A 17,962-nucleotide genomic window follows, 5' to 3' on the forward strand; every position below is an offset into this window, starting at 1 on the left:
GCCGCTCCCCGACCGTACGGCAGCACCCGACCCCGCGGGCCCGGTGCCGCCGTACGCACATCACATCCGCGCGCCTTCTCCATCATCGCGACGAACGGCGCAGAAGCCGCACCCGGCGGTGGGGCGGGGGAGTGCCGGGCCGGTCACAGGGTGGTGAGGGCGTGGTCCAGGATGTCCAGGCCCTCGTGCAGCAGGTCGTCGCCGATGACGAGCGGCGGCAGGAAGCGGACGACGTTCCCGTACGTGCCGGTCGTGAGCACGAGGAGGCCCTCCGCGTGGCAGGCCGCGGCGACCTTCGCCGTGGCGGCCGGGTCGGGCTCCTTCGTGCCCGGCCTCACCAGCTCGACGGCGACCATCGCGCCGCGCCCGCGCACGTCGCCGATCACCGGGTGCTTCGCGGCCAGTTCCGCCAGCCGGGGCAGCAGGATCTCGCCGATGTGGCGCGCGCGGGCCGGGAGGTCCAGCTCACGCATCGTCTCGATGGCGCCGAGGGCGGCGGCGCACGCGACGGGGTTGCCGCCGTACGTGCCGCCGAGTCCGCCGGAGTGCGCGGCGTCCATGATCTCGGCGCGGCCGGTGACGGCGGCCAGCGGGAGCCCGCCCGCGATGCCCTTGGCCGTCGTGACCAGGTCGGGCACGAGGCCCTCGTCCTCCGACGCGAACCACTGGCCCGTGCGGCAGAAGCCGGACTGGATCTCGTCCGCGACGAACACGATCCCGTGCTCCCGCGCGAACTCCGCGATCCGCGGGAGGAAGCCGCGCGCCGGCACGATGAAGCCGCCCTCGCCGAGGATCGGCTCGACGACGATCGCCGCCGTGTTCTCCGCGCCGACCTGCCTGGTGATCTGCTCGACCACCTGCGCCGCGGCCTCCTCGGCGCAGTTCTCGGCGCCGCCGGGCCAGCGGTACGGGTAGGCCATCGGGACGCGGTAGACCTCGGGCGCGAACGGGCCGAAGCCGTGCTTGTACGGCATGTTCTTCGCCGTCAGCGCCATCGTGAGGTTGGTGCGGCCGTGGTACCCGTGGTCGAAGACGACGACCGCCTGCCGCCTGGTGTGGTAGCGGGCGATCTTGACGGCGTTCTCGACCGCCTCGGCGCCCGAGTTCACCAGGATCGACTTCTTCCGGTGGTCCCCCGGCGTGAGGCGCGCCAACTCCTCGCAGACCTCGACGTAGCTCTCGTACGGCGTGACCATCGCGCAGGTGTGCGTGAACTGCTCCAGCTGCGCGGTGGCGCGGCGCACCACGGCCTCGGCGCTGTTGCCGACCGACGTGACGGCGATGCCGGAGCCGAAGTCGATCAGGCTGTTGCCGTCCACGTCCTCCACGACGCCGCCGCCCGCGCGCCGGGCGAACACCGGCATGACCGAGCCCACCCCCGCCGCGACGGCGGCCGTCTTCCGCGCCATCAGCTCCCGCGACCGTGGGCCGGGGATCTCGGTGACGAGGCGGCGCCGCTGGGGGAGGGAAGGGCCGCCGGTCGTCTCGGTCGTGTCGCTCGTGGCGCTCATGAGGACTCCTCGTCGCGATGGGCTGTGGGGGGACTGTCCCTCGCAGGCTAGGCCCGCGCGCACGCCGGGGGCACGCGCCGTGACGGAGCGGTCGGTGGGATGTCTTGGCCATTTCGGCGGGTGGGGGCGGCGCGGCGAGGGCGTGCCTCTCTTATGGTGATGTTCCTGTCATCCGTTAGGGGGAGTGCATGACCGATCTGCGCCCGCTGCTGCGCGAGCTGCCGGTCTTCGCCGGTGCGACACCGGACTTCGACGTGGCGGCGGTGCCCGCCGAGCCGGTCGGGCTGTTCCGCGCATGGCTGCTGGAGGCGATCCGCGCGGGCGTCCCCGAGCCGCACGCCATGACGCTCGCCACGACGGACGCCGACGGGCTGCCGTCGGCGCGCGTGCTGATCCTCAAGGACGTGCTCGGCCCGGACGACGGCGGGCCCGGCTGGCAGTTCGCCGTCCACGCCGCGAGCCCCAAGGGCCGCGACCTGGCCGCACGGCCGTACGCCGCGCTCACGTTCCACTGGCCCGCGCTCGCCCGCCAGATCAGGCTGCGCGGCCCCGTCGTCCCCGCCGACGCGGAGGCGAGCGCCGAGGACTTCCGCGCCCGCGGCCTGCCCGCCCGCGCAGAGGCGCTCCTCGGACGGCAGAGCACGCCGCTCACCGACCAGGCAGGGCGCGACCGCGACCTGGCCGCCGCCCGCGAGCGGCTGGACCGCGACCCGGCCGCCGTCGCGGAGGCGTGGACGCTGTGCACCCTGCGTCCGGAGCGCGTCGAGTTCTGGCAGGGCAGGAAGGACCGCGACCACGTCCGGCTCGCGTACGACCGCGACGGCACGGCGTGGCGCACGGAGCGGCTGTGGCCGTGACACCACCGGGACCGGCCCCCGTCCCGGCGGCCGGACGAGGGCCGCGGGACCACACGGCGCCCGCGTCAGCGGTGCAGGGACGGCTCGCGCGTCGGCGCGGGGGAGATGCGGCGGCCGTCCGCGTCGAACACGTACAGCTGGTCCAGGTCGAGCAGCAGCGGCACCCGCTCGCCCAGCCGCAGCCGCACGTCCGCCCCCACGCGCAGGATCAGGCTGTCCGGTACGCGGCCCGCCGGGAGCGGTGACGGCTCCTCGGGCCGCTCCAGCGTCGCCACCGACGCCGCGCCCGCCGCCTCCCGCTGCTCCTGGCCACGGTGCAGCAGCCTGCCCAGCGGCCCGGGACCGCCCGTACCGCGCCGCCTGCGCCCCGGCGCCCGAGGCCGTGGCGATTCCAGACCGTCCACGAGGGCCGGGCGCGCGCCCGTGCTCACGTGCACCAGCGACTCGTGCCCCTGGTACTCGACGTGCTGCACCGTCCCGTACAGCGGCGCCTCCGTCCGCCGCGTCTCCTCCCGGCGCCCGATCCGCACCGCCTCCGACCGCACGCCGACCGTGATCTCGCGGCCCATCTGGATGCGCAGCAACTGGTGGTCGAGGCTGAGGGGTTCCGGCAGTTCGAGGCGCTGCGTGCCGAAGTCGATGGACATCCGCCCGTCCAGCGGCGCCTGCACCGTCGCCCGCAGCAGGTTGATGCGGGGCGTGCCGACGAAGGCGGCCGTGAACACGTTCTCCGGCAGCCGGTAGACCTCGCGCGCGGTGCCGATCTGCTGGACCACCCCGTCGCGCATCACCACGACGCGGTCGCCGAGCGACATGGCCTCGGCCTGGTCGTGCGTGACGTAGAGCGTCGTCACGCCGAGATGCCGCGTCAGCGTCGCGATCTCCGCGCGCAGCCGGTTGCGCAGCTTCGCGTCGAGGCTGGACAGCGGCTCGTCCAGCAGGAACGCGGACGGCCGCCGCACGATCGCCCGCCCCATCGCCACGCGCTGCCGCTCGCCGCCGGAGAGCTGCGCCGGGTAGCGGTCCAGCAGGTCGCCGATGCCCAGCAGCCGCGCCGCGTCCTGGACGCGCTCGGACGGATCGGTGCCAGGGGACTCGATGGTCAGGGGGAACCCGATGTTCTGGCGGCCCGTCATGTTGGGGTAGAGGGCGTAGTCCTGGAAGACCATGGCGAGGCGCCGCTCCCCCGGCGCGACGTCGTTGACCCGCTCACCGTCGAACAGCAGCTCGCCCGAGCTGATGTCCTCAAGCCCCGCGATCATCCGCAGCAGCGTCGATTTCCCGCACCCCGAGGGGCCGAGCAGGACGATGAACTCACCAGGGGCGATGTCGAGGTTCACACCGCGTACGGCCGTCACACCCCGGGGATAGGTCTTGCTCACGTCTCGGAGACTTATCGCGCGTGTCATGTTTTTCCGCCCAGATCCTCATTGAGCCAGCGGTGGGGGGTGATCCAGGAACGTAGCGCACCGGATACCCCAGGGGAACCGGTGCGCGGCGCTTTCCGTCGTCCCGCCAGCAGGGGGTTCCCGCGCCCCGGGGGCACTAGATTGAGGGACGACGCAACGTCACCCGATCGCCTGCTCAGGGGGCTTGGCAGCGAATGACCACGAACGGCGCGCCTGACGCGCACAGCGCACGCGAGGACGCCCCGCCCGTCCCCCGCCCGCCCGGCGCGCCTCCGATGCCCCGGCAGGTGCCCGACGCGGGCGCGCCACCCCTCGTCCGCTGGCTGCACACGCCGCGCCCGCCCGCCGGGCCGGGGGTGTGGCGCACGGGCCACGTGCCGAAGCCGCCGGAGGACCCGGACCGCCTGGGCGACCGCGAACTGCACGGCGGCGCGGCCCTGGCGGCGATCACGGGGTGGGTCGTGTGGTCGCTGTACGTCAACGACTACCTGCCGTTCGTCACCTGGCCGCTCGACTGGCTGGGCGCCGACTCGTGGGGCACCTCCACCGTGGGCCCGACGCTGCTGTGGCTGTACCAGCTGGCGTTCATGCTGCTGCTCATCTACGCGTTCGCCCGCATCGGGAACGGCCCCGCGCTCTGGCGGCGCTGGCGGCCGTCGGTGCTGCGCGCGCTGTGCGGCCGGTCCGACCACCCGCCGCTGCCCACCCGCGTCACCGCACGCGCGCTGGCCGGTCTCGTCGCGCTCTACGCCGCCTGGCGCCTCAGCTTCGAAGGCGCCTGGACCTTCTGGCTCGAACCGCTCTACGCCGTCGTCCCCGACGCGTGGTGGGAGGACGGCGACACGACCGCGTACACCCTCGCCTACAACCTCCACTACCTCCTGTGGACGGCCCTCCTCGTCGCCCTGGCCGCCGCCGCGGGCGGCTGGCGCGGGGTCCTGCGGCACTTCCCCCGCGGCGGCGCCTCCGGCGTCACCCCCGCCGACCGCGCGCGGCTCAGCGACTTCGCCGACCTGCGCGCCGCGGGCGCCCCGGCCGCCGCCGACCGGCTGGCCGGCGAGGTCAGGGACGGCACGATGAGCGACCTCGACTACGCCCGCATCACGCACGCCTGGCGCGCCGTCCGTGGCCGCCCCACCGCGCTGCCCGCGTTCGCCTCGGCCGCCGAGACCGAGGGCGCCGCCGCGTTCGTCCACCCGTCGGGCGACCGCGACCTGCCCGTACGGGCCGCGCGGCACGACCTCCTCACCGGCCAGGTGCACATCGGCCACGCCCCCGACGAGGACCGCAACCCCTACGTCTACCGCGGCGAGGACGTCGCCCTCGACCCCGCCGTCCTCGGCACGTCCCTCCTCGCCGTAGGACCGCCCGGCTCCGGCAAGACCGGCCGCGTCATACGCCCGGTCACCGAGGCGCTGTGCCTCCAGGCCCTCACCGGCCAGGCCGCCGTCGTCGCCGCAGGCACCGCAAGGAGCGGGCTCGGCCCCGACCACGCCTTCGACATCATCGTCCGCGTCGGCGACCCGGTGAGCACCCACCACCTCGACCCGTACGGCGGCGCCGCCGACACCGACGAGGCCGCCGCGCTGCTCGCCGAGGCCCTGGTCGGCGGCACCCGCGCCGAGCCCGGCGAGGCCGCCGCCGTCCTCGTCCAGCTCATCGCGCCCTACCACGCGGCGTACGGACAGCTGCCCGGCATCGCCGAGCTGCGCGCCATGCTCGACGGCGCGCCCGCCCTCCTCTCCACCCTCCACGAGGACCTGGCCCTCGCAGGGGCCGCCCACCAGCAGCGCGAACTCGACGCCCGCGCCCGCGCCGCCCAGCGCCCCGACGACCTCGGCCCGCAGCTCGCCGACCGCCTCGCCGTCCTGGACCGCGCGGGCTTCTCGCTCGGCGCGCGCCCGTTCTCGCTCAGCGCCCTGGTGCACCCGGTGCGCGTCCGGATCGACCTGCCGGGCAGCGGGCACGCCGAGGCCGCGCGGATCATCACCCGGCTGCTGCTCGCCCAGTTCACCACCGCCGCGACCACACGGGCCGACCGGACGCTCTTCGCCTGCCTGGTGCTCGACGACGCCACCGCCGCGATCACCCCGGGCACCGTGCGCGGCCTCACCCAGCTGCGCCCCAACAACGCGGGCGTCGTCCTCGCCCTGCGCACCCTGGACGACGTCCCCGCCGGGCTGCGCACCGGCCTGCTCGGCGCGGTCGGCTGCCGGATGGCCTTCTCCGGCCTCACCACCTGGGACGCCGAGCACTTCGCGCGCGCCTGGGGCACCGCGTGGACCGAGGACCAGGAGACGACGCGCACGCCCGACCGCGCGGGCGGAACGCTGCGCCGCGCGGTCCGCGGCGTGCGCAAGCTGTTCACCGGCCGCGACACCACCACCGAGTCGGTGACCGTGCGCCGCGTCGAGCGGGAACGCTGGTCCGCCTCCGAGCTGGCGCACCGCGTGCCGCCCCGGCACGCCGTGCTGTCCATGACGACCGTCGCGGGCGAACCGAGCCCGCCGATCCTGGTACGGCTCGGCTGATCCGGGCAGGAGAACCCGGGCCTGAGGGGGTGGCCGGGGAGCGTACCGCGCGGCCCGTCCCCTATGGCGTTCGTTGTACCGTGATGAGACGTGTTGTCCTGGCCCCTGAGGTGACCCATGCAGCCCACGCTCGCCTCCCTGGCTCAGCACACCGCGCTGAAGCTCGCCGTGCTCTCCGGGGAGGGCAGGCTGGAGACGCCGGTGCGCTGGGCGCACGCGAGCGAGCTGGCCGATCCCGTGCCCTGGCTCGACGGCGGTGAGCTGCTCCTGACGACCGGGCTCAAGCTCGCCGTGGACGACCCCGACGCGATGCGGGCGTACGTCGCCCGGCTGGCGGGCGCGGGCGTCGTCGGCCTCGGCTTCGCCGTCGGCGTCAACCACCCCGAGGTGCCGCCCGCGCTGCTGGACGCGGCCCGCGCCGTGGGCCTGCCGCTGCTCGAAGTGCCGCGTCCCACGCCGTTCATCGCCATCGGCAAGGCGGTCTCCGCCGCCCTCGCCGCCGAGCAGTACCGCTCCGTCTCGGCCGGATTCGCCGCCCAGCGCGAGCTGACGAAGGCCGCCCTGTCCGACGGCGGGCCGCAGGCGCTGCTCGACCGGCTCGCCGTCGAGGTCGGCGGCTGGTGCGCCCTGTTCGACCTGGCGGGGCGGGTCACGGAGGTCGCGCCCGCCTGGGCGGGCCGCCGCGCCGCCGCGCTGGCCGACGAGGTGCGGCGCCTCGGCGAGCGGCCGTCACCGGCCAGCGCCGTGTGCGCGGGCGCCCCGGAGGACGACCGGGTGGAGCTCCAGTCCCTGGGCGCCGGACGCACCCCCCGCGCCGTCCTCGCCATCGGCACCGGCACGCCCCCCGGCACGGCCGAGCGGTACGCCGTGCAGTCCGCCGCCGCCGTGCTCACCCTGCTCACCGAGCGTTCCCGCGCCCACCAGGAGGCGGAGACACGCCTCGGCGGCGCGGTGCTGCGCATGCTGCTGAGCGGCGAGGCGGACCACGCCCGCGCCGTCGCGGGCCAGTTGTACGGCGGGCTGCTCGACGCGCCGCTGCGCGTCCTGGTCGCCGAGGTGCCGGGCACGGAGGAGGCCCGCGAGGCGCTGGGCCGCGCCGTCGTCACGGCCGCGGCCCGTGCCGGGGAGCCGGTGCTCGCGGCGGCGGACGGCGACGGCCTGGTCTGGCTGCTGCCCGACGGCGGCAGCACCGCAGCGGCCTGCGCCGCGTACGCAACGACCGGTGACGCGCCCGACGGGCTCGTCATGGGCCTGTCGGGTCCTACGGGCCCCGCCGCCGTGGACACCGCCTACCGGCAGGCGCGCGAGGCGCTGGTCGTGGCGAGGCGGCGCGGCCGGGTCCTCGTCGAACACACCGACGTCGCGGCCGGGTCGATCCTGCCGCTGCTCGCGGACGACGCGGTGCGCGCGTTCGCCGACGGCATGCTGGGCGCGCTGCGGCGGCACGACGAGCGGGGGAGGGGCGACCTCGTCGCGTCCCTGCGGGCCTGGCTCGCACGGCACGGCCAGTGGGACGCCGCCGCGGCCGACCTCGGCGTGCACCGCCACACGCTGCGGTACCGCATGCGCAGGGTCGAGGAGATCCTGGACCGCTCGCTGGACGACCCGGACGTCCGCATGGAGCTGTGGCTCGCCCTGAAGGCGAGCGGTCCGAGCGCCTGAGACGCCCCGCCGCCCTCCCCGCGTGCGAAGGGGAGGGCGGCGGGCCCGCCGTCAGCAGTACGTGTCCTCCTGGCCGGTGATCCGGTACACGCAGTCGGCGTACTCCAGCAGGAGCAGCACCGCCGCATCGTTCCTGGCCGTCTCCCGCGCGATCACGTTGCCCGGCGGGTAGAAGCCGCCGCCGCTGGCACCGCGCGGGTACATCTCGAAGGTGTACGAGAAGATCCCCTGGTCGCCCCAGAGCCAGTCGTTGATCGACCCGTCCGTGATGTACAGGTCGCTGGACTGCTGCGGCGTGTAGCCGTTGGAGCCGGCCATCTCCTCGCCCAGCGCCTCGAAGGCCGCCGCGTCGTCCGCCGTCAGGCCGGGTCCTGTGCGGTTGTACGTGTACCCGTAGGGCCACAGCACGAGTTCGCCGTACGTGTGGAAGTCGATGTGCGCGGTGATCTGCTGCACGCCGCCGACCCGCCTGCCGCGCACGAAGTCCGCGACGACCCGGGTCTCCGTGCCGGACTCGGCTGACGGGCCGCGGTAGGTCTCCGAGCCGGGCGAGGAGGACGAGCCGCCGCAGCAGCCCCAGCGGTAGTTCCAGTTGCGGTTCAGGTCGGTGCCGATGAGGGAACTGCCGGGCGTGGGCTGCCGGTTCTTGCGCCAGCTGCGGAACGAGCCGGACTCCTGGTCGTACACCTTCCCGTCCGGGTTCGCCGAGGGGATGATCCACACCTCGCGCGAGTTCAGCAGCTGGGTGATGCGGGCGTTGCTGCCGTAGCCGGAGGTCAGCACGTTCAGGGTGCGCAGCGCCATCTCGACGGTCAGGTGTTCGCGCGCGTGCTGGTTGTGCGTGAACAGGACCTCGGGCTCGGCCTCGTCCGTGGCGGCGTTCGCGCTGACCTTGACGGCGACGATGTCGCGGCCCTGGTAGGAGCGGCCGATCACGCGCGTCGTGACGAGGCTCGGGTACTGGGCCCGCACCGCGTTGATCTCCGCGAGGGTGGCGGCGTAGGTGTGGTAGTCGGAGGGGGCGGTGGGCCGCACGTCGGCGGCCGAGGTGCCGGGCAGGGCGCTCAGCTCGTAGCCGAGGGAGCGCAGCCGCCTGACGTCGGCGTCGCCCGCCGTGATGACGACGGAGTCGGGGCGCACCTCGTCGATGGCGGTGCCCGTCCGTGTCAGCGCGGTGCGCTCGGTGGCGCTGTCGAGGCCGGTGACCTCCCACTGCTGGACGGTGGGCGGTCCCGACGGCGAGGCGGTGGCCTGTGTGCCGAGTCCGGCGGCGAGCGCCAGGGCCACGAGTGCGGCTGCTGCGGTGCGCGCTCTGCGCGCGGAGGTGGTGCGGCTGAACGGTCGCAAGGCTTCTCCCGGAGGTTGTCCGATGCGCCGGTGGGGGCGCCCCTCGTCGGGCGCCCGGGACGGTGCGCCAGGCTCGCGCAGAGCCATGCTCCGGGTCGTGACATGTTCTGGTCAATAGCGCCTCGGTGGAGCCCCCGCGCGCCGCACCACGCCACGCCGGACAAAGGGCCCCCCGCGTACCAGCGCCTACGGTGGGAACCCAGGACAGCAGACCCCATCGGAAGGCGGGCTCCGCGATGACCACCACCACTTCCCCGCGGCCGTTCTGGCTCGCCGGGCGGCAGGCGACCGGCGAGGACACCCTGGAGGTCACCTCCCCCTGGGACGGCCGCGCCGTCGGCACGGCGAGCGTGCCCACCGCGGCGCAGACGGAGGAGGCCGTCGCCGCGGCGGCCTCGGCCGCCGCCGAGTTCGCCGCCACCCCCGCGTACGTACGGGCCGCCGCGCTCGACCACGTCGGCGGCCAACTCGCCGCGCGCGCCGAGGAGATCGCCCAGCTGATCAGCGCGGAGAACGGCAAGCCCGTCAAGTGGGCCAGGATCGAGGTGGCCCGCTGCCGCTCGGTCTTCCGCTGGGCCGCCGACGAGGCGCGCCGCTTCAACGGCGGCACCGCCCAGCGCCTCGACGCCGACGCGGGCGGCACCGGCAGGCTCGCGCTCACCCGGCGCGTCCCCTACGGCCCGGTCCTCGGCATCGCGCCGTTCAACTTCCCCCTCAACCTCTGCGCCCACAAGGTCGCCCCCGCCCTCGCGGCCGGTGCCCCCATCATCCTGAAGCCCGCCCCCGCCACCCCCCTGACGGCGCTGCTGCTCGGCGAGATCCTGGCCGGGACCGACCTGCCCTCCGGCGCCTGGAGCGTCCTGCCGGTGCCCAACGACGCGATGCCCGCGCTCGTCCAGGACGCACGGCTGCCCGTCATCTCGTTCACCGGCTCCGTGCCCGTCGGCTGGGCCATCCGCGACTCCGTGCCCCGCAAGCGCGTCACGCTCGAACTCGGCGGCAACGGCGCGGCCGTCGTCCTCGCCGACTACGCCTCCGACGCCGACCTCGACCAGGCCGCCGCCCGCATCGCGACGTTCTCCAACTACCAGGGCGGCCAGTCCTGCATCTCGGTCCAGCGGGTCATCGCCGACGCCGCCGTCCACGACCGGCTGCTGCCGCGCGTCGTCGCCGCCGTCGAGGCCCTCGTCACCGGCGACCCCGCCGACGACGCCACCGACGTCGGCCCGCTGATCAGCGAGGACGCCGCCCGCCGCGTCGAGAGCTGGGTGGAGGAGGCCACCGCCGCGGGCGCCACCCTCCTCACCGGAGGCGTCAGGAAGGGCGCCTCCTTCGCGCCGACCGTCCTGGCCGACGTCCCCGCCGACGCCAAGGTCGCCCGCGAGGAGATCTTCGGCCCGGTCCTCACCGTCACCAGGGTGGACGGCGAGGAGGCCGCCTTCGCCGCCGCCAACGACTCCACGTTCGGCCTCCAGGCGGGCGTGTTCACGCACGACGTCCAGGCCGCATTCCGCGCCCACCGCGCGCTGGAGGTCGGCGGCGTCGTCATCGGCGACGTGCCGTCCTACCGCGCCGACCAGATGCCCTACGGCGGCGTGAAGGCGTCGGGCGTCGGCCGCGAGGGCGTGCAGTTCGCGATGGAGGACTACACGTACGAGCGCGTCATGGTGCTCACCGGCATCGACCTGTGACCCGGCGCGTACCGGCCGGGCGCGCGTCCCGCGAGGATTTCCCGCGCCCCGGCCGGTACGCAGCGCCGCCGTCCGGGTACATACCGCAGCGGAGCCCGTTCGCGCCGTGAGCGCGACCCCGCCGCGAACGGCCCGCCTCGGGACCACCGGGACGGCCTGACGCCAGGACGAGGTGAGCGAAGATGTCGGTCTCCGCACGGGGCGCCCGCCGCATCGCCCAAGGTGCCCGCCGCGACGGACGCGCCGCCGGTTTCGCCCACCACCTCTTCCTCGGCCGCCTCCGCATGGACCTCATCCATCCGGGCCCCACGCCCGACCCGGCGACCGCCCGCGAGGCCGACGCCTTCCTCGCCCGCCTCGCCGACTTCTGCCGCACCTCCCTCGACGGCCCCGCCATCGAACGGGACGCCCACGTCCCCGACGAGACCCTCCGCGGCCTCGCCGCCCTCGGCGCGTTCGGCATGCGCATCGACCCGGCCTACGGCGGCCTCGGCCTCGGCCACGTCCCCTACCACCGGGCGCTCGCCCTCGTCGCGTCCGCGAGCCCGGCCGTCGCCGCCCTCCTCGCCGCGCACCAGTCCACCGGCGTGACCGTGCCGCTCGCCCTGCACGGCACCGACGAGCAGCGTCGCGCCTTCCTGCCGCGCTGCGCGCGCGGCGCGATCTCCGCGTTCCTCCTCGCGGAACCCGACGCGGGCTCCGACCCCTCCCGCCTCGCCGCCACCGCCACGCCCGACGGCGACGGCTACCTGCTCGACGGCGTCAAGCTGTGGACGACGGGCGGCGCCGTCGCCGAGCTCCTCCTCGTCCTCGCGCGCGTGCCGGACGCGGGCGTCACCGCGTTCGTCGTCGAGGCGGACGCGCCGGGCGTCACCGTCGAGCACCGCAGCGCCTTCATGGGCCTGCGCGGCACCGAGAACGGCCTCGTCCGCCTGCACGCCGTCCGCGTCCCCGCCGCGCACCGCGTGGGCGCCGAGGGCGAGGGGCCGCGCATCGCCGCCGCCACGCTCGCCGCCGGACGCACGGCCCTGCCCGCCATGTGCGCGGGCGCGGGCAAGTGGTGCCTGCGGATCGCCCGCGAGTGGTCGGGCGCCCGCGTCCAGTGGGGCGGACCCATCGCCGGGCACGAGGCGGTCGGCGCCCGGATCGCGTTCATCGCCGCCACCGCGTTCGCCCTCGACGCGGTCGTCGAACTGACCGGCGGCCTCGCCGACGCCCCGGCCCCCGCCCCCGGCCTCGGCGTCGAGAGCGCCCTCGCCAAGCTGTACGCGGGCGAGATGGCCTGGCGCGTCGCCGACGACCTCGTCCAGATACGCGGCGGACGCGGCTACGAGACCGCAGCCTCCCTCACCGCGCGCGGCGAACGCGGCGTCCCCGCCGAGCAGTTCCTCCGCGACCTCGGCGTCAGCCGCGTCCACGAGGGCTCGGCCGACATCCTCCACCTCCTCATCGCCCGCGAGGCCATCGGCGCCCACCTCGACATCACCGGCGACCTCGTCGCCCCCGACGCCAGCCTCACCCGCAAACGCCGCGCCGGGCTCGCCGCGGGCCGCTTCTACGCCCGCTGGCTCCCCACCCTCGCCGTCGGCCGCGGCCATCTCCCCCTCGCCTACGGCGACTTCCACATCTCCGGCTACCCCGACCTGGCCGCCCACCTCCGCTGGGCCGAACGCTCGGCCCGCCGCCTCGCCCGCGCCACGTTCTACGGCGTCTCCCGCTGGCCGGGCCGCCTCGAAGCCCGGCAGGGCTTCCTCGCCCGCGTCGTGGACATCGGCGCCGAACTCTTCGCCGTCGCCGCCGCCTGCGCCCACGCGGAACGCCTCCGCGCCGCGGGCGACCACGGCCGGACGGCGTACGAGCTGGCCGACGCCTTCTGCCACCAGGCCAGACTCCGTGCCGAACACGACTTCCGCGCCCTGTGGCACAACGCCGACAAGGCCGACGTCACCCTCGCGGCCCGCGTCATGGACGAGCGCTACCTGTGGCTGGAGGACGGCGTCCTCGACCCCTCGACGCCCGGCCCCTGGATAGCCCCCGCCACCCCCGGCCCGTCCTCCCGCAAGAACGAGCACCGCGCCATCCGCTGACGCACCGCGCGCCCCGCCGCCCCGCCCCGCGTGCGCACGGCCGTTCCCCCCACCCGCCGGTCCCCGGCGCCCCGCCGAGCGGTGACAATGGGGGGATGACCGAGAGCCCCGTCTGTCTCGCCGACCCCCATCTGCGCCCCTCGGGCGCACCGCCGACCGAGGGCCCCCGCGAGGTCGTGATCCTCGGATCGACCGGTTCGATCGGGACACAGGCGGTCGATGTCGTCACGCGCCACCCCGGCCGCTTCACGGTCACCGGACTCTCGGCGGCGGGCGGACGCCTCGCCCTCCTCGCCGAGCAGGCGCACCGCCTCCGGGTCCGCACGGTCGCCGTCGCCCGCGCCGAGCTGGCCGCCCCGCTGCGCGAGGCCCTGCGCGCGCTCCACGGCGACGGCGAGCCGCTGCCCGAGATCCTCGCGGGCCCGGGCGCCGCCGCCGAGCTGGCCGCCCGCCCCTGCCACACCGTGCTCAACGGCATCACCGGCTCCATCGGCCTCGCCCCCACGCTCGCCGCCCTGGAGGCGGGGCACGTGCTGGCCCTCGCCAACAAGGAATCGCTCATCGTCGGCGGCCCGCTGGTCACCGCGCTGGCCAAGCCGGGGCAGATCGTGCCCGTGGACTCCGAGCACTCCGCGCTCTTCCAGGCACTGCTCGGCGGCACGCGCGGCGAGGTGGACAAGCTGGTGGTGACGGCCAGCGGCGGCCCCTTCCGCGGACGCGGGCGCGCCGAGCTGGCGTCCGTCACCCCGGCAGAGGCCCTCGCGCACCCCACCTGGGCGATGGGCCCGGTGATCACCGTCAACTCGGCGACCCTCGTCAACAAGGGGCTCGAAGTCATCGAGGCCCACCTGCTCTACGGCATCCCCTTCGACCGCATCGAGGTCGTCGTCCACCCGCAGTCGTACGTCCACTCGATGGTGCAGTTCACCGACGGCTCCACGCTCGCGCAGGCAGGGCCGCCCGACATGCGGCTGCCCATCGCCCTCGGCCTCGGCTGGCCCGACCGCGTGCCGGGCGCCGCGCCCCCCGTGGACTGGACGCGCGCCCACACGTGGGAATTCCTCCCCCTGGACACCGACGCCTTCCCCTCTGTGCCGCTCGCCCGGCATGTCGGTAGCCTCGGCGGTACCGCGCCCGCGGTGTACAACGCGGCCAACGAGGAGTGCGTCGATGCCTTCCTCGCCGGTCTGCTGCCGTTCACCGGGATCGTGGACACCGTCGCGGCGGTGGTCGAGGAGAGCGACGGCGTCCCCGCCGGAACCTCCCTCACCCTCCCGGACGTCCTCGAAGCGGAGACCTGGGCCCGGCGACGGGCCCGTGAGCTGGCCGGCACGGCGAACCAGGAGATGACCGCATGACGGCGCTGATGTTCATCCTCGGCATACTCATCTTCGTCCTCGGGCTGCTCTTCTCCATCGCCTGGCACGAGTTCGGGCACTTCTCCACCGCCCGTATGTTCGGCGTCCGCGTGCCGCAGTTCATGGTCGGCTTCGGGCCGACCGTCTGGTCGCGCAAGCGCAAGGAGACCGAGTACGGCGTCAAGGCCATCCCGCTGGGCGGCTACATCCGGATGATCGGGATGTTCCCGCCGGGCGAGGACGGCGCCGTCCGCAAGCGCTCCACCTCGCCGTTCCGCGGCATGATCGAGGACGCCAGGGCCGCCGCCTTCGAGGAGCTCCAGCCGGGCGACGAGAAGCGGCTCTTCTACACGCGCAAGCCCTGGCAGCGCGTCATCGTCATGTTCGCGGGCCCGTTCCAGAACCTGATCCTGGCCGTCGTGATCTTCCTCGGCGTCCTGATGGCCTTCGGCGTGAACGAGCAGACGACCACCGTCGCCAGCGTCTCCGAGTGCGTCGTGCCGCAGGACGAGGGCGCCCGCGACTGCCGCGCCTCCGACCAGCCCGCGCCCGCCGCCGCCGCGGGGCTGCGCCCCGGCGACCGCATCGTCGCGTTCGACGGCGAGCCCGTCACCGAGTGGAGCACGCTCCAGGAGCGCATCCGCGACACCGTCGGCCCCGCCACCCTCACCGTCGAGCGCGGCGACCGCACCCTCGACCTGCGCGCCGACCTCATCGAGAACCAGGTCGCGAAGACCGACGGCGACGGCGGCTACGTCGAGGACGAGTACGTCAGCGCCGGATTCCTCGGCTTCTCCCCGGCCAGCGGCATCGAGCGGCAGAGCTTCACCGAGTCCGCCGGACGCATGGGCGACATCATGGCCAACGGCGTCCAGGCCCTGGTCAACATCCCCTCCGAGGTCCCGGGACTGTGGGACGCCGCCCTCGGCAACGGCGAGCGGGAGCCCGACTCCCCGATGGGCGTCGTCGGCGCCGCCCGCGTCGGCGGCGAGATCTTCACCCTCGACATCCCGGCCAGCCAGCAGATCGCCACGGCGCTCTTCCTGGTCGCGGGCTTCAACCTCTCGCTCTTCCTCTTCAACATGCTCCCGCTCCTCCCGCTCGACGGCGGCCACATCGCCGGCGCCCTGTGGGAGTCCGCACGCCGCAGGATCGCGCGCGCGCGGAACCGTCCCGACCCCGGCCCGTTCGACGTCGCGAAGCTCATGCCGGTCGCCTACGTCGTCGCAGGAGTCTTCGTCTGTTTCACTCTTCTGGTCCTCGCGGCCGACATCGTCAGTCCGGTCAGTCTGACCGGCTGAGGTGCCGTAGGCTCTGAGTGCTGGAAACCGCCCGTCGCACCGTGGGGTTGCACACGTCCATGACAGCCATCTCGCTGGGAATGCCGTCCGTACCGCTCAAACTGGCCGAGCGCCGTGTGAGCCGCAGAATCCAGGTGGGCACGGTCGCCGTGGGCGGTGACGCACCCGTCTCCGTGCAGTCCATGACGACGACCAGAACGTCCGACATCGGCGCCACGCTGCAACAGATCGCCGAGCTGACGGCCTCCGGCTGCCAGATCGTCCGGGTCGCCGTCCCGACGCAGGACGACGCCGACGCGCTCGCCGTCATCGCGCGGAAGTCGCAGATCCCGGTCATCGCCGACATCCACTTCCAGCCGAAGTACGTCTTCGCCGCCATCGACGCGGGCTGCGCCGCCGTCCGCGTCAACCCGGGCAACATCAAGCAGTTCGACGACCGGGTCAAGGAGATCGCGAAGGCGGCGTCCGAGACGGCCACGCCCATCCGCATCGGCGTGAACGCGGGCTCCCTCGACCGGCGCCTGCTGGCCAAGTACGGCCGGGCGACGCCCGAGGCGCTCGTCGAGTCGGCGCTGTGGGAGTGCTCGCTGTTCGAGGAGCACGGCTTCCGCGACATCAAGATCTCGGTCAAGCACAACGACCCGGTCGTCATGGTGAACGCCTACCGGCAGCTCGCCGCCGCCTGCGACTACCCGCTGCACCTCGGCGTCACCGAGGCGGGCCCCGCCTTCCAGGGCACCATCAAGTCGGCCGTCGCCTTCGGCGCCCTGCTCAGCGAGGGCATCGGCGACACCATCCGCGTCTCCCTCTCCGCCCCGCCGGTGGAGGAGGTCAAGGTCGGCACGCAGATCCTCGAATCCCTCGGCCTGCGCGAACGCGGCCTGGAGATCGTCTCCTGCCCCTCCTGCGGACGCGCCCAGGTGGACGTCTACACCCTCGCCGAGCAGGTCACCGCCGGGCTCGACGGCCTGGACGTCCCGCTGCGCGTCGCCGTCATGGGCTGCGTCGTCAACGGGCCTGGCGAGGCCCGCGAGGCCGACCTCGGCGTCGCCTCGGGCAACGGCAAGGGCCAGATCTTCGTCAAGGGCGAGGTCGTCCGCACCGTCCCCGAGTCGAAGATCGTCGAGACCCTCATCGAGGAGGCGCTCAAGATCGCCGCCACCATGAAGGACGACGGCGTCGCCTCGGGGGAGCCCGAGGTCTCCGTCAGCTGACGCACCCGGCACGGCACGGCCGCGCGGCCCCGGTACGCTGACCCGCACCCGCACCGCCTCCCGTCCGTGCCCCCGGGCACCCGACCGCCAAGGCACCGATCCGTGCTCACCACCTCCGCGACCCGGGTCCTGGGCCCCGACGACCTCAGCGCCGCCCTCGCCGTGCTGAACCAGGACCCGGTCGCCAACGCGTTCGTCACCGCCCGCGTGCTCGACTCAGGACTCGAACCGGCATGGCTGGGCGGCGAGATGTGGGGCTGGTACCGGCGGGGCCGGCTCAGGTCCCTGTGCTACGCGGGCGCCAACCTGGTGCCCATCGCCGCGGGCCCCGCCGCGGTCCGCGCCTTCGCCGACCGCGCCCTGCGGCAGGGCCGCCGCTGCTCCTCCATCGTCGGCCCCCACGCCCCGACCGCCCGGCTGTGGTCCCACCTCGAACCGTACTGGGGCCCCGCGCGCACCCTGCGCCGCCGCCAGCCCCTGATGGCCACCGACCGCATGCCCCCCGGCGTCACGCCGGACCCGGCGGTCCGGCGCGTGCGCAAGGAGGAGATGGACATCGTGCTGCCCGCCGCCGTCGCCATGTTCACCGAGGAGGTCGGCGTCTCTCCGCTGGACGCCGAGGACGGCGGCCTCACCTACCAGGCACGCGTCGCCGAGACCGTCGGCACCGGCCGCTGCTTCGCCAGGATCGAGGACGGCCGCGTCCTGTTCAAGGCCGAGATCGGCGCCGTCACCCCGCAGACCTGCCAGCTCCAGGGCGTGTGGACGGCGCCCGACCGGCGCGGCGAGGGGCTGGCCACCGCCGGGCTCGCCACCGTCCTCGCCGCCGCGCTCGCCGGGACCGCGCCCGTCGTCAGCCTCTACGTCAACGACTTCAACGCCGCCGCCCTCACGGTCTACCGCCGCCTCGGCTTCACCGAGACCGGCACGCTGATGAGCGTCCTGTTCTGACCGCCGCGCACACCCCCGCCCGCACCCGTGTCGGGCCGTACCG

The 17,962-nt window shown here is 74.7% G+C and carries 12 protein-coding genes; 9 read left to right on the plus strand and 3 right to left on the minus strand.

Going from position 1 to position 17,962, the window contains the following annotated elements:
- Positions 1–143: 143 nt before the first annotated feature.
- Positions 144–1,511, minus strand: a complete 1,368-nt coding sequence (gabT, locus tag IF27_RS25235; protein ID WP_052852079.1) for a 4-aminobutyrate--2-oxoglutarate transaminase — start codon at positions 1,509–1,511, stop codon at positions 144–146.
- Positions 1,512–1,699: 188 nt separating this feature from the next.
- On the opposite strand from gabT, the gene IF27_RS25240 reads away from it, so the two are divergent.
- A complete protein-coding gene (locus IF27_RS25240) occupies positions 1,700–2,368 on the plus strand; it encodes a pyridoxine/pyridoxamine 5'-phosphate oxidase (protein WP_052852080.1) in 669 nt (222 codons plus the stop codon).
- 65 nt (positions 2,369–2,433) lie between these two features.
- Here IF27_RS25240 and IF27_RS25245 read toward each other — a convergent pair whose 3' ends face one another.
- Entirely contained in the window at positions 2,434–3,777 is a 1,344-nt protein-coding gene (locus IF27_RS25245) for an ABC transporter ATP-binding protein (protein WP_052852081.1), read from the minus strand.
- Positions 3,778–3,971: 194 nt separating this feature from the next.
- Between IF27_RS25245 and IF27_RS25250 the strand changes: the two genes are divergently transcribed.
- Together IF27_RS25250 and IF27_RS25255 are read left to right on the plus strand one after the other, a co-directional pair.
- Positions 3,972–6,308 (plus strand): type IV secretory system conjugative DNA transfer family protein, encoded by a 2,337-nt coding sequence (locus IF27_RS25250; RefSeq protein ID WP_223291208.1) that lies wholly within the window; start codon positions 3,972–3,974, stop codon positions 6,306–6,308.
- 117 nt (positions 6,309–6,425) lie between these two features.
- Positions 6,426–7,970 (plus strand): PucR family transcriptional regulator, encoded by a 1,545-nt coding sequence (locus IF27_RS25255; protein WP_052852082.1) that lies wholly within the window; start codon positions 6,426–6,428, stop codon positions 7,968–7,970.
- Between the two features lie 51 nt (positions 7,971–8,021).
- Here the strand turns inward: IF27_RS25255 and IF27_RS25260 are convergent, their stop codons facing one another.
- Positions 8,022–9,317: a M14 family metallopeptidase gene (locus tag IF27_RS25260; RefSeq protein ID WP_052852083.1), complete on the minus strand. Its 1,296-nt coding sequence runs from the start codon at positions 9,315–9,317 to the stop codon at positions 8,022–8,024.
- Between the two features lie 236 nt (positions 9,318–9,553).
- Here IF27_RS25260 and IF27_RS25265 point away from each other — a divergent pair, with 236 nt between their 5' ends.
- The 6 genes from IF27_RS25265 to IF27_RS25290 all read left to right on the plus strand — a co-directional run bounded on the left by IF27_RS25265 (position 9,554) and on the right by IF27_RS25290 (position 17,919).
- Positions 9,554–11,008, plus strand: a complete 1,455-nt coding sequence (locus tag IF27_RS25265) for an aldehyde dehydrogenase family protein (protein ID WP_052852084.1) — start codon at positions 9,554–9,556, stop codon at positions 11,006–11,008.
- A gap of 182 nt (positions 11,009–11,190) precedes the next feature.
- Positions 11,191–13,095 (plus strand): acyl-CoA dehydrogenase family protein, encoded by a 1,905-nt coding sequence (locus IF27_RS25270; RefSeq protein ID WP_052852085.1) that lies wholly within the window; start codon positions 11,191–11,193, stop codon positions 13,093–13,095.
- Positions 13,096–13,190: 95 nt separating this feature from the next.
- Positions 13,191–14,453 carry a 1-deoxy-D-xylulose-5-phosphate reductoisomerase gene (gene dxr, locus IF27_RS25275; RefSeq protein ID WP_052852086.1) on the plus strand — a complete coding sequence of 421 codons (1,263 nt, stop codon included), beginning with the start codon at positions 13,191–13,193 and terminating at the stop codon, positions 14,451–14,453.
- Positions 14,450–15,754 (plus strand): M50 family metallopeptidase, encoded by a 1,305-nt coding sequence (locus IF27_RS25280; protein WP_052852087.1) that lies wholly within the window; start codon positions 14,450–14,452, stop codon positions 15,752–15,754. The genes dxr and IF27_RS25280 overlap by 4 nt, the downstream gene beginning before the upstream one ends.
- A gap of 59 nt (positions 15,755–15,813) precedes the next feature.
- A complete protein-coding gene (gene ispG, locus IF27_RS25285; protein WP_052852088.1) occupies positions 15,814–16,968 on the plus strand; it encodes a flavodoxin-dependent (E)-4-hydroxy-3-methylbut-2-enyl-diphosphate synthase in 1,155 nt (384 codons plus the stop codon).
- Between the two features lie 102 nt (positions 16,969–17,070).
- Entirely contained in the window at positions 17,071–17,919 is an 849-nt protein-coding gene (locus IF27_RS25290; protein ID WP_052852089.1) for a GNAT family N-acetyltransferase, read from the plus strand.
- The last annotated feature ends 43 nt before the right edge of the window (positions 17,920–17,962 follow it).

This window comes from Streptomyces avicenniae, assembly GCF_000719135.1.
In the GTDB taxonomy this organism is placed as follows: Bacteria; Actinomycetota; Actinomycetes; order Streptomycetales; family Streptomycetaceae; genus Streptomyces; species Streptomyces avicenniae.

Coding starts and splice junctions, on each gene's coding strand:
- IF27_RS25270 (WP_052852085.1), top strand. CDS start 11,191: ATGTCGGTCTCCGCACGGGGCGCCCGCCGCATCGCCCAAGGTGCCCGC.
- IF27_RS25240 (WP_052852080.1), top strand. CDS start 1,700: ATGACCGATCTGCGCCCGCTGCTGCGCGAGCTGCCGGTCTTCGCCGGT.
- dxr (WP_052852086.1), top strand. CDS start 13,191: ATGACCGAGAGCCCCGTCTGTCTCGCCGACCCCCATCTGCGCCCCTCG.
- ispG (WP_052852088.1), top strand. CDS start 15,814: ATGACAGCCATCTCGCTGGGAATGCCGTCCGTACCGCTCAAACTGGCC.
- gabT (WP_052852079.1), bottom strand. CDS start 1,511: ATGAGCGCCACGAGCGACACGACCGAGACGACCGGCGGCCCTTCCCTC.
- IF27_RS25265 (WP_052852084.1), top strand. CDS start 9,554: ATGACCACCACCACTTCCCCGCGGCCGTTCTGGCTCGCCGGGCGGCAG.
- IF27_RS25280 (WP_052852087.1), top strand. CDS start 14,450: ATGACGGCGCTGATGTTCATCCTCGGCATACTCATCTTCGTCCTCGGG.
- IF27_RS25245 (WP_052852081.1), bottom strand. CDS start 3,777: ATGACACGCGCGATAAGTCTCCGAGACGTGAGCAAGACCTATCCCCGG.
- IF27_RS25255 (WP_052852082.1), top strand. CDS start 6,426: ATGCAGCCCACGCTCGCCTCCCTGGCTCAGCACACCGCGCTGAAGCTC.
- IF27_RS25250 (WP_223291208.1), top strand. CDS start 3,972: ATGACCACGAACGGCGCGCCTGACGCGCACAGCGCACGCGAGGACGCC.